Below are 13,331 nucleotides of genomic sequence, written 5' to 3' on the forward strand. Positions count from 1 at the left end.
GAAACCTCCTAAGACTCTTCAGTACTTCGTTTTACTTTTCTAACGCGGTTATGCGGGTCAAGTTTGTCGATAGAACGAACTATTTTCATTGTTTCCTTTAGGTCGCGTAAAAAGTCAGGCACATTTTTGGTATCTGCTTTGCCATCATGAAACGAGAAAAACGTTTTAACCAAATCCTTCTTAATACCTTGACGTTCACATGGTTCTAGTTCGTTTAGATATGGGGCAATTGCCGCCAATTGAACACCTCGTTGACGATAAACGTTCTCTTTTGAACGGTGCACGGCAGCTTCTTTTAGAAAGTAGATTCCTGGTGCGGTAAGCAGTATAAGTATTGATATTCTCTTGAAGAACCATAGACTACCCGCTTCTTCAGATGCTAGTAAGTTAGTTGTAGCAATTATCTTTTCAGTAGTTGGATCTATAACTGTTTGTGTTGGAACACTGACAAGCCAGCTAAGCCACGGTACGTTTATACCAAGAGAATTGCTAAAAATAGCGATACTCATTGCAACCGCACCCAGTAAGAAGATTACACCAAGAATTTGGTGAACTAAGAAAGTCTTGAACTCTCTATTGGCCTGTATGATGTGTTCGTGAGCCATTGCTTTTTTAGACAATGTTCCCACTATATCAGTAGCTCTTGTAACCTGAATATTTAGTAGTTCTTTTACTTTTTTGTACTGTGCGATTTCTTCATTTATAGCTTCAACAATCTTTTCTTTGGCTTTTTCTTCAGCGATTTTCAGCTCTCTAGTAAGTTGTTTGCTCGCGTTAGATATCTCAATTTTTAAAAGCTGTGCTTCATCTTGAAGTTTGTAAACATCTTTTAGTATCGAATCTTTGCTTTCACTTATTGCTTCTGAAATAGAACTTTCGATATTCGTTATTGAGGTAGTTATCTCTGTATTGCGAGTTTGCAGCTGTGAAAATCGTCTTTCGAAATGTTCAATTCGTTCGCCGACAGTAATGTCAAATCGGTCATTTAAATCGTCTATTTTAGCCCTGAATTCATTGTGTAATTGATTTACTAACTCATCTGAATTTTTGCGTATCTCATTTCGCTGAGAGTTTACAGATGAGCGAAAATCACTATAGCGATCTTCAAATAATCGCTTGAGTTCATCTTGTAATTGCTCTTTCAGCTCGGAGGTTTCGGATCTGATATCGTTTATTGCGTCCGACTTTATCCGTTCTAAGTGTTTTTCATGCTGACCAGTCTTCCGATCTAGTTTGTCTGAAAACTCTTTTAAAATGTTACTGTCACTTTGTTCTTGCTCATTCATTAGCTTTTGACATTTTCTTATTAATGTTCTTGCTTTAATTTTGTTTTGCTTTGAACTGAAATTTAATGATAAATCTTTGGCTATTGACAGTATTTTATCAATATATTCAGATGGATGTGAATGATCAGTAAACAAACTTAATGGGTCATTTACTTCTGATGATAATTCTTCCATCCAGAGTCTTAGTTCATCTATGCTTTGAATTACTTGACCATTAGCAATTTGTTCCGACGCTATCATTTGTCGGTTAAAATTGACTTTTATATATTCGATTAAATCTATAATGTCCTTTTGATCCATTTTTGCTTAGTCCCCAAACTAATTCTTCAAAAGTGTCAAAGCAACTCTATCCACAACCTTCACATCACCTTCATCAACAGTAATCGTTGAGCCATTAAAGCTAATAGCTAAAGCCTGATTTGACGTGGTTTTTGTGGCTTTGCATCAATATTTCAATAACTTCCTTCCCTCCAACATACTTTGGCGGTCGAATTGGGAACTGGCATGTTTCCATCTGCGATCAATCATTCAAAATGAAATCGAACGGTATGAGTTGTACCTCTATCGTCCGTTATTAAACAATCAACGACTTACAAGGATAGCACCATGCTTTCATATCAAATAGCACTTAATGCGTCTTTTATGACTTACGAGCAGTATTCGCAGCTTTCTGGTATGCCAAAATGCACCATCATGGATTGGGTGGCAGAAGGCAAACTTCTTATTAAAACCAAAGGGAAAGCGAAAGAAACACCCATGATCAATATGGTTGCTCTACATGAAATGGCAACGCGCGAAGCATTGCAGTTGCTGTGGTCATACTCATGCGATTTTCCTCCCTGATTCCCACCAAAGAATATTGTCCGTTGTGGCTCAATGTCAATATTACCGAAATCCTAACGGTCATTGAGGGGATTTCACAGCAAAAAAATTTGCCCGCATTAAATGCGGCTATAGAAGCGGCTCGGGCAGGAGACTAAGGTCGAGGATTTGCTGTTGTAGCCGATGAGGTTCGTAATTTAGTCCAGCAGATTGAGAAGTCAATGGATGAAATACGCAAAGTGATTGAAAAGGTCCAGCAAGGAAACGCGTTAGCAAATGGAACTGCGATGCAAGTTCAAAAGGCCGTTGCTGAATTAGAAATAGTGTTTGAATCCATCTCAGCAATTAACGATATGAATAGCCAGATTGTGAAAGCGGCCCAAGAACAGCAAGCCGTCTCTGGTGAAGTCAACCTCAACCTATCCAATATTCGTGATCTTAGCGCGCAGATATTGACACTGGTCGGTGAATCAGAATCGGTTGGAGCTCAGATAAGCCAACTCTCGGCCAAGCAGCAACAGTTGGTTGGGCAATTTAAAGTCTAACGGCTGAAAGAGTAAGAAGTCGATGTTTGCTTCTTACTCTCTCGCAGTATCATCCAATTTACGCAATAAATCCTGCTGTACGATTTTCAGCGCTTCAAGTGCGGTGTGTGGTTCAATCTGATTGGTTTCTAATAAGTAGATGAGATCGACAGCGAGCTTTATCTCTTCAGACGCACCGTCTAGCGGTACAGTAGGATCATTCATTTTATTGGTTTTTCTCCCTGAACGTAATTTGTTTCTCAATTTTGGCTTTGGCTTCTTGGCAACGCTTGAGCCGCTGCTCTACGGTCAATAACGCTTTTTGTGCTTGCTGCTGACTAACAGCAGAATTTTGCTTGAGCCCGAGTTCTTTTTCTCTCACCATATCCATCAGCCTCCGCTCCCATTCTTGGTGCTGGGCCAGCTCTTGATATAACGCATTGATCGGTTTGCGATAATAGCTGCGATGCTTGGGCTCACTTTTTCTGATCGATACTGTCGATATTTCGCGTTGGATTGCCGCAATTTGTGCAAGCAGTCGATCGGTTAGATATTGAGCTCGTTGACTGGTTAGCCGTTGGCTCTCTTGTTCGCGCACGATGGAATCAAAGGTCGCTTTTGCTTCCATAACACAAGGGATTAATAAGTGCGCTTTACAGTGGAACAGGCGCTCATCAAACAGAGCCTGATGGTGTTCACCACGAGTTCGGTCAACACTGGCGGCTTGTTGCTTCAACTCTTCAATTAAGGACTTCAATTGAGAAAAATGGTTCATAAGCCTGCAAACCATGCATCATAAGTCAGCTTAATTGCAAGCACACTGACCACACTCACAAACACCGGACGAATAAATTTAGCGCCGAAACGAATCGCTGAATGTGCGCCAACAAAAGCTCCAACCATCAAACAAACTCCCATAGTCAGTCCCAACACCCAGTCAATATGCCCCAAAATGGCAAAGGTAACCAATGACGTTACATTACTGGTAAAATTCATCGCTTTAGCAAGGCCAGAGGCCAATAAAATGTTGAGTCGGTATAACGCCATCGAACTGACTGTCCAAAATGCGCCAGTCCCTGGCCCTGCCAGTCCGTCATAAAATCCAAGTATCAAGCCTTGCGCATACTGCTTTTTGTGAAGTACAGGGCTGGGGGGCGGGCTGACATTCTGGTGTGCATGTGGTGTTTTATGCCATATCGTATAGATAGCGGCAGCTAGAATAATAAGCGGCAGCACTTTTTGTAGCCAATCGGTGCTGATCGCATCGACAGCAAAAGTACCTATGGTTGCGCCAATCAAGGTGGCAATGAAAGCTCTGCCCCAGCAACTTGGTTGAAACAGCTTCTTCTGATAGTAGGTTAATGCGGCAGTTGATGAGGCAAATGTTGCTGCCAGCTTATTCGTTCCTAGTGCGATGTGCGGCGGAAGACCGATTGATAATAACGCGGGTACAGTAAGCATGCCACCGCCGCCAGCGACGGCATCGATAAAGCCAGCAATAAAAGCAACAAGCGCCAACACAATCAAAGTGGTTGGCTCAACAAATTCCATGAATAAAATCGGCCCTGAGTAATGAGATGAAAGGGCGCAGCGTTAAGCCCCTAGCTAATATTCTATTGTTCTTTTAAATGGAGGAAGCGAGTCCAATAATGATTTTCCGTAGCGTTTTGAAACGATTCGGCGATCGAGAATTACGACTCTACCAGAATCACGCTCTTTGCGCAGCAATCTCCCGACGGCTTGGATCAGCTTTTTGCTGGCTTCAGGAACGGTTATCTGAATAAAAGAGTTTCCGCCTCGCTTCTCTATGTATTCGGCGTGAGCTTGCTCAACTGGAGAGGTTGGTACGGCAAACGGAATTTTTGTGATCACCAGATTCTCCAAAAGTTCTCCTGGTAAGTCTAGCCCTTCCGAAAAGCTACTGGTGCCAAACATCACGCTCGTTTTACCACACTGCACTAGCATTTTATGTTTATTTAGAATTTCTGTGCGTGATATTTCACCTTGGACTTGCAGCGCCCAGCCTCGTTTAACAAAATCTGTTGATATTTTTTCAGCCACTTCGCGCATTTGCCAGTAAGAAGCAAACAGCACTAAATTAGCTTTGTTTGGCTGAATAAACTCAGCGAGCCGCTCTACCAGATAATCAGTATACTCTTTCGCTTGCGGTTCAAAACGCATTGCTGGAATGAGTAACTCGGCCTGATTTTGATAATCAAACGGTGAAGCGAGTGCTAGGAAACGTGTGCCATCTTCTGCCTTTTCACTGATCCCTGCTTGCGAGCAAAAGTAGCTGAACGAGTTAAGAGCTCGCATCGTCGCGGAGACTAAGATTGCGCCTATGCAGCGGCTCCAGATCTGTTGATCAAGTTGCCAACCAATTTCTAGCGGTGAAACGTTAACAATGAAATCACCTTCACGTTCAGGGTGAATTTCAAGCCAACGTGCCAAAGGGGCTCCTTTTTCTCGCTTGGGCTCCGCCATCAGCAACCATACTTGGGCAAGGTTCTCTAAACGCTGAATATAAAAGCCTAATTCAGTCAGTGCTGGTTCTGCCAACCGAGCGGCGAGTTCGCCTTCCTTAACTCGCTCAGCAATCAAGTCCGCAATTTTAGCGACGGATTGATTGGCTTTTTGAGAGAGCCGCTTCAGGGTTTTAGATTCTTCTTCAAGCCATTGTGGCAGTTCGCCATGCTCAAAACGGTATCGCTTTTCTTCAAATTGTTCGGGCACAAACTGCTTTGTCAGTTGGCTCAAGCTTGGGATAAGCTGTTGCAGTGTCTCCTGCAGTTCGTTACGAAAACGTGCCACTCGTTTTTCTTCGGCTAAGCTTGAAAACTTGGTTACGGATTGATTGAGTTTTTCTAACCAACTTGCTGCGCCTTTCAAGCTTGCGGACGCTGAAGCGTGATCTCGTGCGACATGAGGTAAGTGGTGTGCTTCATCAAAAATGTAAATGGTGTTTTCGGGCTCAGGCAGAATGACACCACCGCCAAGGTCAGCATCCGCCATGACCAAGCTGTGGTTGGCAATAATGACATCGGCTTTATCCAGTTCCGAACGCGCCTTTTGAAAAGGACAATCTCTGTGGCCAGAAAAGCTACCATTACAACTATGCTTATCACTAACAATCAGTTGCCATAACTCATCTTTAATCGCTTTTGGCCACGAGTCGCGATCACCGTTCCATTTTCCTTGAGCCAGTTTTTCATACATGGTGGTGAACAATTCAACGTCTTTTTTTTGTGGTTTTGATTCGAACAGGGCAATTTGTGAGCCATCCACCCCACACGCCGCCGCGAGTTTTTCGGTGCAACAGTACCGTTGACGTCCTTTGGCAAGGATAAAAGAGAATTGACGATCAGTGATGCGTCTAAATAAAGGCAAATCTTTGCTGATCAGCTGTTCTTGAAGTGCCACTGTGGCTGTCGAAACAACAACCTTTCTATTATTCAACACTGCAACAGGAACCGCTGCCATTAAATAGGAGAGTGATTTCCCTATTCCTGTACCCGCTTCAGCAATCAAGATTCGGTTGGACTTGTGATATGAACCACACAATGTTTTTGCAATCTCAGCAACAAGATAGTTTTGTCCTCGACGAGGAATGAAGTTTTCGAGCTGAAATTGCAGATTTTGATAACTATCCCGAATGGATTTTTGGATTTTTGTTGTAAGCATACACAGACCTAAATAGCAGAGTGCCGAGTCTAGCACAGTTCACTAAAGGATACGCAGTTCACGAAATCGTATGCTTTTAGAACAAATCTAGATCTTGTTCACAAAAAAAAACTGAACCTTCAGGAACTTATATTTAATTCTTATTATGAAAAATATAAAACTATCCTGATTGCAGAATGATGATATTAATGTCGGTTTAGTGCCGTTTAATGCGATTCTTATGGCATTTAATGCTAATGTTGCATGATTGTTGTTTTTTAGATTATATGATGTTTTTGCTTGGAAGTCGCCCGTAATTTTATGAAAATTTCATGTAACCATATGTTTTTAATTGTCTTTACCTTTATTTTTGTTTGTTTTTTAGGATATTTGACATGCAGGATAATCTTTTGCAATCTAATCCTTGAGATTTAATGGCGGCAACGAACCGAGTTTAAATTTGGAAGTTGCCAGCAAAAACAAAGGGAACCGGATAAGGAATTCCCATACATAAGAAAAGGCAGTGGATTAATTATGAAAAAGACTCTATTAGCACTAGCAGTGCTTGCGGCAGCAAGCTCAGTTAACGCAGCAGAAGTATTCAAATCTGAAGAAGGTTCGGTAGATTTCTACGGCCAATTGCGTCCGACTATGCTATTCCTAGACAAGACAGACCATACCGCAGAGCTAAACACTAGCTCTTCACGTGTCGGTGTCAATGGTGTCTACGTTGTAAACGATAACTTAAAAATTCTGGGTGAAGTTGAAATCGGCGTAGCATTAGGTGATAACTATGGCGCTGGTGCTGATTCAAGTGAGCGTACTGATGATACTGTTTTTGTACGTCGCCATATATTTGGTTTTGATATGGGTGAATATGGTGTTGTTCGAATTGGTAAAGAAGGTACGTTTGCTGATGATGTATATGGTGCAGATTACTCTTACTTCTTTGGTGGTTCTGCGCTTCTTTACGGACATGCATGGAACAATGACTCTCAAATCAAATACGCTTTCGAAAATGACTCTTTTTGGCTAAAAGCAGGTTACGCGTTAGGTGAGAAAGATAAAAATGAAGAAATTCGCGAGGTATTTGTAGGTAAATCTTTCGGTGATCTATCTATGCACGCAGGCGTTCTTTCTTCTGTAAACAAAATTGCAGTTGGCAGCGTAGCTCACAATACTGAAAACCTATCTTTCGAAGTGACCGGAGAATACGCACTTGGCGAGCACACTTTAGGTGTGACTTACTACTACAATGAAGCTGAAGATAAAGCAGCTAATAAGACAGTTGATTCTCATGGGATTTCTTTAGCAGGTAAGTTTGCTGTGGCTGATAAGACGACCCTTTATGCTGGCTATGAGTTAGTACTAGGCTCTTCTAACGAATCTGGAACGGTTGATTCGGACGCTTCTCTATCGTATGTTGGTGTTGAGTATAAATTCTCTAAATGGGCTCGTGTCTTTACTGAGCTAGGTTATAACTTTGAAGGTACTACAACAGCAGATGCTAAGACTGACGATAAAACTAACTTCGGTGTCGGTGCACGTTTCTACTGGTAATAGCTAGAATTTAATTCCTAATTGTAAGACCCGGCTTTTGCTGGGTCTTGTATTTTCCAGTAGAGGAACATACTAATGAAAATTTTTCCGTCAATAATTATTATTCTTGCGGCTTGCTTTACTATGAGTGCTGCTTTGGCAAATATCTTACTGGTAGATGAAGATGTTAAGGTATTAGCTATCAATATGGAAAAACCAGATTTTGATAAAAGCTATAGCGCGAAAGGTAATCGAATCTTCTTAAAAGAAGGGATAAATCAAATTGTTTTTAAATATCAACCTGAATTTGTTGGTAAGGATTTGATAAAAACGGTGTATGGAGATGTGATTATTGCTAAGTTCAAAGCTTCTTCAGCAGAAATGATATTTGAACTTCCAACATTTAAATCCTATCGAGAAGCACAAAGGGAAATTTCACCGCTTGATTGGAAGTTGAAGGATACAAAAAAAGGTGAGTACATAGACATAGTACAGGACACCTTGATTGAGAATGGGGTACAGATTGGTCGTAATTATGTGCAAGAAGCTAGAGACTACAATATAAAAGGTGGTGTAGCCGCCATACCTGTGAGCTACATTACAATCGGCAGTGGAACGGAAAGTTTTTTACCTGAACAATCACAAAGTACTAAATCTACATCTCAAGAAAATCAGTCAGTAGATTTGATGAAAATGATCTATTTGAAGGCATCTCCTAAAGAACAAAACCAGTTTAAGTTATGGCTTAATAATCAATAGGGTGATAATTATGGTCATTGTGAAATATGGTTTTAATCTTCTACCCACAACACTTCTTAAATTTCTTGCCGCTACTGCAATGACATGGGTCATTTCGTCCTAGCTTCGTTGGTGTGTTCTCCTGTGGAAATTCACCATCAATGTAGAACCAGATACCATCTTCTCGTATAAATCGTGAACGCTCTTGCAGACAAAATTGCTGTTGATTCTGTGTGTAATAGGCTTTGAAATGAACGAAGCCTTCATTTTCGTTGTTGCGGATACTTGCGGAGATGACGTCTAGCCCACACCATTGGCTGTTGATTGATTCTTCAATTGCGTCGCGTTGCTGTGGTGCATTGCAACTCGGATGATAGGTATTGATGACGAAATCAACCAAGCCCAGAACATGGGCACTATAGCGGGCTCTCATCAGTTGTTCTGGATAGATGGCTAAGGCTGAATCACTGTGGATTGGTTCACAGCAGTGTTGGTAATCTAAATGGCTACCACAATAGCATTGGTTCATAAATCCTCTCAAATTGCCCATGCAGATAAGACGGGGAAGTTTAAGGGGATCTAAACTCGATGTCTACTCAGGAGTGGACACCCAGTAAATCAGCTGTCCATTTCACAGCTTCGTTGTAACACTCTTTTACCACGGGTTCTTCGATACTTAATGTATGAGCAATTTTCTCAACATTTTGCCAGTCAGCCTGTTCATAAGCTCGAGTTAATTCAAGTACCAGACCTAATTCTCCTTTCCCCTCTATTAGTGCAAGTTTAACGTATTCGTCGATAGGCATCTCTTCCATGATACTTTCTAAAGGTTGATCAAGTAGGCTATCGAGTAACGAAAACATTCCTGTCAGGAAGGCCGAGCCGGGTTCAACATTAATTTTTGCTGTTACACCGATCAGTTCGCAATATCTTGCCCTTTGAATAGACAAGCCATACAAATAATCCGGTTTAGATTCTTGCGTCGAAGCAATCGCAACCAAGGAAATAAACTTTCTCAATCGTTGTTCACCGAGATAAATCAGTGCTTGTTTAAATGAGTGGATCTTTGAACTTACGGTCGCGGATGAGTTAACGAAGGTTAACAGTTTATAAGACAAGGTAAGGTCTGTAGCGACAAGCTCCTCAATGGCTTTGTAATCGAGGTTAGATTTGGCTACTTCTTTAAACAGTTGCACCACAGTAAGAAATGACGGCTCTAACGCTTTGCGCTGTAACATCTCTGGTTTGCTAAAAAAGTAGCCTTGAAAATAGGTAAAGCCCGCCTTTCTGGCTTGTTTAAATTCTTCATAGGTTTCTACTTTTTCTGCAAGGAACTCAATTTTCGTCGCGCCAAGTTTTTTAATGAAGCGAGTGGCTTTTTCAAGAGAAATAATGCGGATGTCAAATTTGATAATTGATACATAAGGGAGGAAAGCGAGCCAGCCGGAACTGGGTACAAAGTCATCAAGCGCAATTCTGTAGCCAAGCTGTGCCATCTTTTTTATTGCTTCTAATAGCTCTTGGGTTGGTTCGCAATCTTCCAAAACCTCAACAACCAGACTTTGTGCAGGAAAAAGCGTCGGAACGAGGTTAATCAGGCTTTGATAAGGGAAATTGACAAACCCTAAATGCTTACCCAGCGTATTGTAATGAGTAGATAAAAAATGATCAGAGAGTAACCGGCTCGTTGCTAAGTCTGGGTCTATATCTGGAAAGGTGTTCTTAGGGCCGTCTCGAAATAGCAGCTCGTAGCCGATGGTTTTTCGGTCACGATCGAGTATCGGCTGTCTGGCGATATAGGAGTATTTCAAGGCAAGACTCTTATCTAGTTATTGATATCATTGATATTACTTATTATAGCTTAACTTGTGATACGACCACTTAAACCAATAGTACCAGAATGCGACTTGACGTCAGTTTTTAGAACTAAATGGCCGAGTCTGCAGTTCGTAACCATCATTAGCATAGACCAAGACTGAGCCTTGGGTGTACCAGTCACCCAAAACAATTCGCGTTGCGGTGCCATGAAGTTGATTTTTGTGATGAATCTCTGGTCGATGAGTATGGCCATGAATCATTAAGTCAACCTCATATTTTGCAAGAACCTTATCCACTTCACTTTGTGTGACATCCATAATATCCATAGCTTTCATTTGTTTATCGTTATGGATGCCCGACTGTACTTTACCCACAATACGAACCTTTACAAAAAATGGCAGCCGATTAAATACCCATTGTAGCCAAGGCTGGTGAACCTTCTTTCGATAGGCTTGATACTTTATATCGTCAATACAGAGTGTGTCACCATGCAATACCACGGTTTTTTTTCCATAAAGGTCAATTACTTGTTCTTCTTGGAGAAGGGTGATCCCGGTTTCTTTCGCAAATCGTTTGCCAAGCAAGAAGTCGCGGTTTCCTTGAGTAAAATAGCAAGGAACCCCTTCGCGAGTCAGTTGCTTAAATTCCGATTTTATTTGGTTGGCGAAAGGTGAGTTATCATCGTCACCTATCCAAAATTCGAAAAGATCGCCAAGCACGTACAGCGCATCGGCATGAATGGCTTCTTCGCGCATGAAACGGATAAAACACTCGGTGATATCTGGTCGAGAAGGGCTTAGGTGTAAATCAGAAATAAATAGTGTATGCATAATAAAAATAAGGAGCGCTATGCGCTCCTTTTACCGTTACTCTTCGATGGTTGTGCCAGAAATGAACACTTCTTCTAGTGGAACATCTTGATGCATGCCCATAGAGCCTGTGCTTACTGCTTTTATTTTGTTCACAATATCCATACCTTCGATCACTTCAGCGAACACGCAGTAGCCCCAGCCATCTCGGCTTTCTGAACGAAAATCTAGGAATGTGTTGTTGTTCACGTTGATGAAAAACTGAGAACTGGCCGAGTGTGGGTCCATAGTGCGCGCCATGGCAAGAGTACCGATCTTATTGCTTAGGCCATTGTTGGCTTCGTTTTTAATCGTTGCGCGAGTTGTTTTTTCTTTTAGGCCAGAGGTCATGCCGCCGCCTTGAATCATGAATCCATCGATAACGCGGTGGAACAGAGTGTTATCGTAAAAACCGTCACGGCAGTACTGTAGAAAGTTTGCGCTTGTTTCTGGTGCTTTTTCTTCATTAAGTTGAATTTTAATATCACCAAAATTCGTGTGAAGGATGATCATGATAGTTACCTTTATCTATTTTTCGTTGAGGCCCGGATTTTAACTGAACTTTGGACACATTCAAATCAACAAATGTCTTTAGGGGCCGTATTATTGCGAGAGAATAAGGATGACCAAGCTAGGCTAGAGTTGTTATACTGTGAAGCCATTTTAGTTCAAACAGTTATTAGATAGAGATCATGCTGAAAATATATAACTCAATCACTAGACAAAAAGAAGAATTCAAACCAATTCATGCCAACAAAGTGGGTATGTATGTCTGTGGAGTCACCATTTATGATCTCTGTCATATTGGCCATGGTCGCACCTTCGTTTCTTTTGATGTAATTTCTCGCTACTTGCGCTACTTAGGCTATGACCTTACATTTGTGCGTAACATCACTGATATTGATGACAAAATCATTAAACGTGCTGCCGAAAATGGTGAATCTTGCGATTCGCTAACCGAGCGCTTAATCGCAGACATGCATGCAGATTTCGATGCATTGAATATGAAACGTCCAGATGTCGAGCCTCGTGCAACCGCTTATATCCAAGAAATCATAGGCTTGGTGCAACGACTGATTGAACGCGGTTTTGCTTACGTTGCTTCTAATGGTGATGTGATGTTTGAAGTCAGCAAATTTGACGAATACGGCAAGTTATCCAAACAAGATCTCGATCAGCTTCAAGCGGGCGCTCGTGTTGATGTTGATCTTGCTAAGCGTAGCCCACTTGATTTTGTGTTGTGGAAAATGTCGAAGCCGGGCGAGCCCACTTGGGAATCCCCATGGGGAGAAGGACGCCCGGGTTGGCACATCGAATGTTCGGCGATGAATTCAGCGATTTTGGGTAACCACTTTGATATTCATGGTGGAGGCTCTGATTTGCAATTTCCTCACCATGAAAATGAAATTGCTCAATCGTGCTGCGCACATGACACTCCCTATGTGAACACATGGATGCACAGTGGCATGGTGATGGTGGATAGAGAAAAAATGTCTAAATCATTAGGGAATTTTTTCACAATCCGCGATGTACTTGCTCACTATGATGCGGAAACGGTGCGCTATTTCTTGATGTCGGGGCATTATCGCAGCCAATTAAATTACAGCGAAGATAACCTAAAACAAGCGCGTGCCTCGCTAGAGCGTCTATACACTGCGTTGAGAGGGTTGGATTTAACCGTTCCAGTTGCAGGCGGTGAAGAGTATGTCAGTCGCTTTACGATAGCGATGAATGATGACTTTAATACGCCAGAGGCTTATTCCGTATTGTTTGATATGGCACGTGATATCAACAAGCTGAAGACAGAAAATCTTCAGCAAGCCAGCGCGCTTGGCGCACTTATGCGTGAGCTTGCCGATGTGATTGGTATTTTGCATCAAGATCCAGAAGCGTTTCTTAAAGGGGACACTAATGGTGATGACCAAGTGGCTGAAATTGAAGCTTTGATCAAACTGCGTAATGACTCACGTGCAGCGAAAGATTGGGCTAATGCTGACGTGGCACGCGATAAGTTGAACGAACTCGGCATCATTTTAGAAGATGGCCCAAGCGGAACTACTTGGCGTCGTAAATAATCAGGCAGTGAACTTGTCGAT

13 protein-coding genes and 2 pseudogenes are annotated in these 13,331 nt (G+C 41.9%); 5 read left to right on the plus strand and 10 right to left on the minus strand.

Going from position 1 to position 13,331, the window contains the following annotated elements; translation table 11 throughout:
• Nucleotides 1-8: 8 nt before the first annotated feature.
• Both CCZ37_RS04900 and CCZ37_RS19295 read right to left on the minus strand, forming a co-directional pair.
• Entirely contained in the window at nt 9-1,586 is a 1,578-nt protein-coding gene (locus CCZ37_RS04900; RefSeq protein WP_094499905.1) for a coiled-coil domain-containing protein, read from the minus strand.
• 18 nt (nt 1,587-1,604) lie between these two features.
• A pseudogene (locus tag CCZ37_RS19295) lies at nt 1,605-1,697 on the minus strand (transcriptional regulator); the annotation flags it as partial.
• A 195-nt stretch (nt 1,698-1,892) separates the two neighbouring features.
• On the opposite strand from CCZ37_RS19295, the gene CCZ37_RS04905 reads away from it, so the two are divergent.
• Together CCZ37_RS04905 and CCZ37_RS04910 are read left to right on the plus strand one after the other, a co-directional pair.
• Complete coding sequence (locus CCZ37_RS04905; protein ID WP_094499906.1) at nt 1,893-2,129, plus strand: hypothetical protein; 237 nt, start codon at nt 1,893-1,895, stop codon at nt 2,127-2,129.
• A pseudogene (locus CCZ37_RS04910) lies at nt 2,114-2,653 on the plus strand (methyl-accepting chemotaxis protein); the annotation flags it as partial. The gene CCZ37_RS04905 and the pseudogene CCZ37_RS04910, both read left to right, overlap by 16 nt.
• A 33-nt stretch (nt 2,654-2,686) precedes the next feature.
• Here the strand turns inward: CCZ37_RS04910 and rsmS are convergent.
• From rsmS to dinG, 4 genes are read right to left on the minus strand one after another with little or no spacing between them, the layout of a single operon-like run.
• Nucleotides 2,687-2,857 (minus strand): pleiotropic regulatory protein RsmS, encoded by a 171-nt coding sequence (gene rsmS, locus CCZ37_RS04915; protein ID WP_013856554.1) that lies wholly within the window; start codon nt 2,855-2,857, stop codon nt 2,687-2,689.
• Nucleotide 2,858: 1 nt separating this feature from the next.
• Complete coding sequence (gene priC / locus CCZ37_RS04920; RefSeq protein ID WP_026027178.1) at nt 2,859-3,407, minus strand: primosomal replication protein PriC; 549 nt, start codon at nt 3,405-3,407, stop codon at nt 2,859-2,861.
• On the minus strand, nt 3,404-4,183 hold the full coding sequence (locus tag CCZ37_RS04925; protein WP_094499907.1) for a sulfite exporter TauE/SafE family protein: 780 nt from the start codon (nt 4,181-4,183) through the stop codon (nt 3,404-3,406). Before CCZ37_RS04925 ends, priC begins: the two co-directional genes overlap by 4 nt.
• A 54-nt stretch (nt 4,184-4,237) precedes the next feature.
• Nucleotides 4,238-6,313 carry an ATP-dependent DNA helicase DinG gene (dinG, locus tag CCZ37_RS04930; protein ID WP_094499908.1) on the minus strand — a complete coding sequence of 692 codons (2,076 nt, stop codon included), beginning with the start codon at nt 6,311-6,313 and terminating at the stop codon, nt 4,238-4,240.
• Between the two features lie 513 nt (nt 6,314-6,826).
• Between dinG and CCZ37_RS04935 the strand changes: the two genes are divergently transcribed.
• On the plus strand, nt 6,827-7,852 hold the full coding sequence (locus tag CCZ37_RS04935; protein WP_094499909.1) for a porin: 1,026 nt from the start codon (nt 6,827-6,829) through the stop codon (nt 7,850-7,852).
• A 75-nt stretch (nt 7,853-7,927) separates the two neighbouring features.
• Nucleotides 7,928-8,590, plus strand: coding sequence for a DUF2057 family protein (locus CCZ37_RS04940; protein ID WP_094499910.1), 663 nt, complete (start codon nt 7,928-7,930; stop codon nt 8,588-8,590).
• Between the two features lie 40 nt (nt 8,591-8,630).
• Here CCZ37_RS04940 and CCZ37_RS04945 read toward each other — a convergent pair whose 3' ends face one another.
• The 4 genes from CCZ37_RS04945 to CCZ37_RS04960 form a co-directional block, all read right to left on the minus strand.
• On the minus strand, nt 8,631-9,098 hold the full coding sequence (locus CCZ37_RS04945; protein ID WP_010319206.1) for a YchJ family metal-binding protein: 468 nt from the start codon (nt 9,096-9,098) through the stop codon (nt 8,631-8,633).
• A 67-nt stretch (nt 9,099-9,165) separates the two neighbouring features.
• Nucleotides 9,166-10,380: an EAL and HDOD domain-containing protein gene (locus tag CCZ37_RS04950; protein ID WP_094499911.1), complete on the minus strand. Its 1,215-nt coding sequence runs from the start codon at nt 10,378-10,380 to the stop codon at nt 9,166-9,168.
• Between the two features lie 102 nt (nt 10,381-10,482).
• Nucleotides 10,483-11,217, minus strand: a complete 735-nt coding sequence (gene lpxH / locus CCZ37_RS04955; RefSeq protein ID WP_094499912.1) for a UDP-2,3-diacylglucosamine diphosphatase — start codon at nt 11,215-11,217, stop codon at nt 10,483-10,485.
• A gap of 36 nt (nt 11,218-11,253) precedes the next feature.
• Entirely contained in the window at nt 11,254-11,748 is a 495-nt protein-coding gene (locus CCZ37_RS04960; protein ID WP_010319203.1) for a peptidylprolyl isomerase, read from the minus strand.
• A 179-nt stretch (nt 11,749-11,927) separates the two neighbouring features.
• Between CCZ37_RS04960 and cysS the strand changes: the two genes are divergently transcribed.
• Complete coding sequence (gene cysS, locus CCZ37_RS04965) at nt 11,928-13,310, plus strand: cysteine--tRNA ligase (RefSeq protein ID WP_094499913.1); 1,383 nt, start codon at nt 11,928-11,930, stop codon at nt 13,308-13,310.
• Nucleotides 13,311-13,331: the final 21 nt, after the last annotated feature.

This window comes from Vibrio qinghaiensis (assembly GCF_002257545.1).
Lineage (GTDB): Bacteria > Pseudomonadota > Gammaproteobacteria > Enterobacterales > Vibrionaceae > Vibrio > Vibrio ordalii.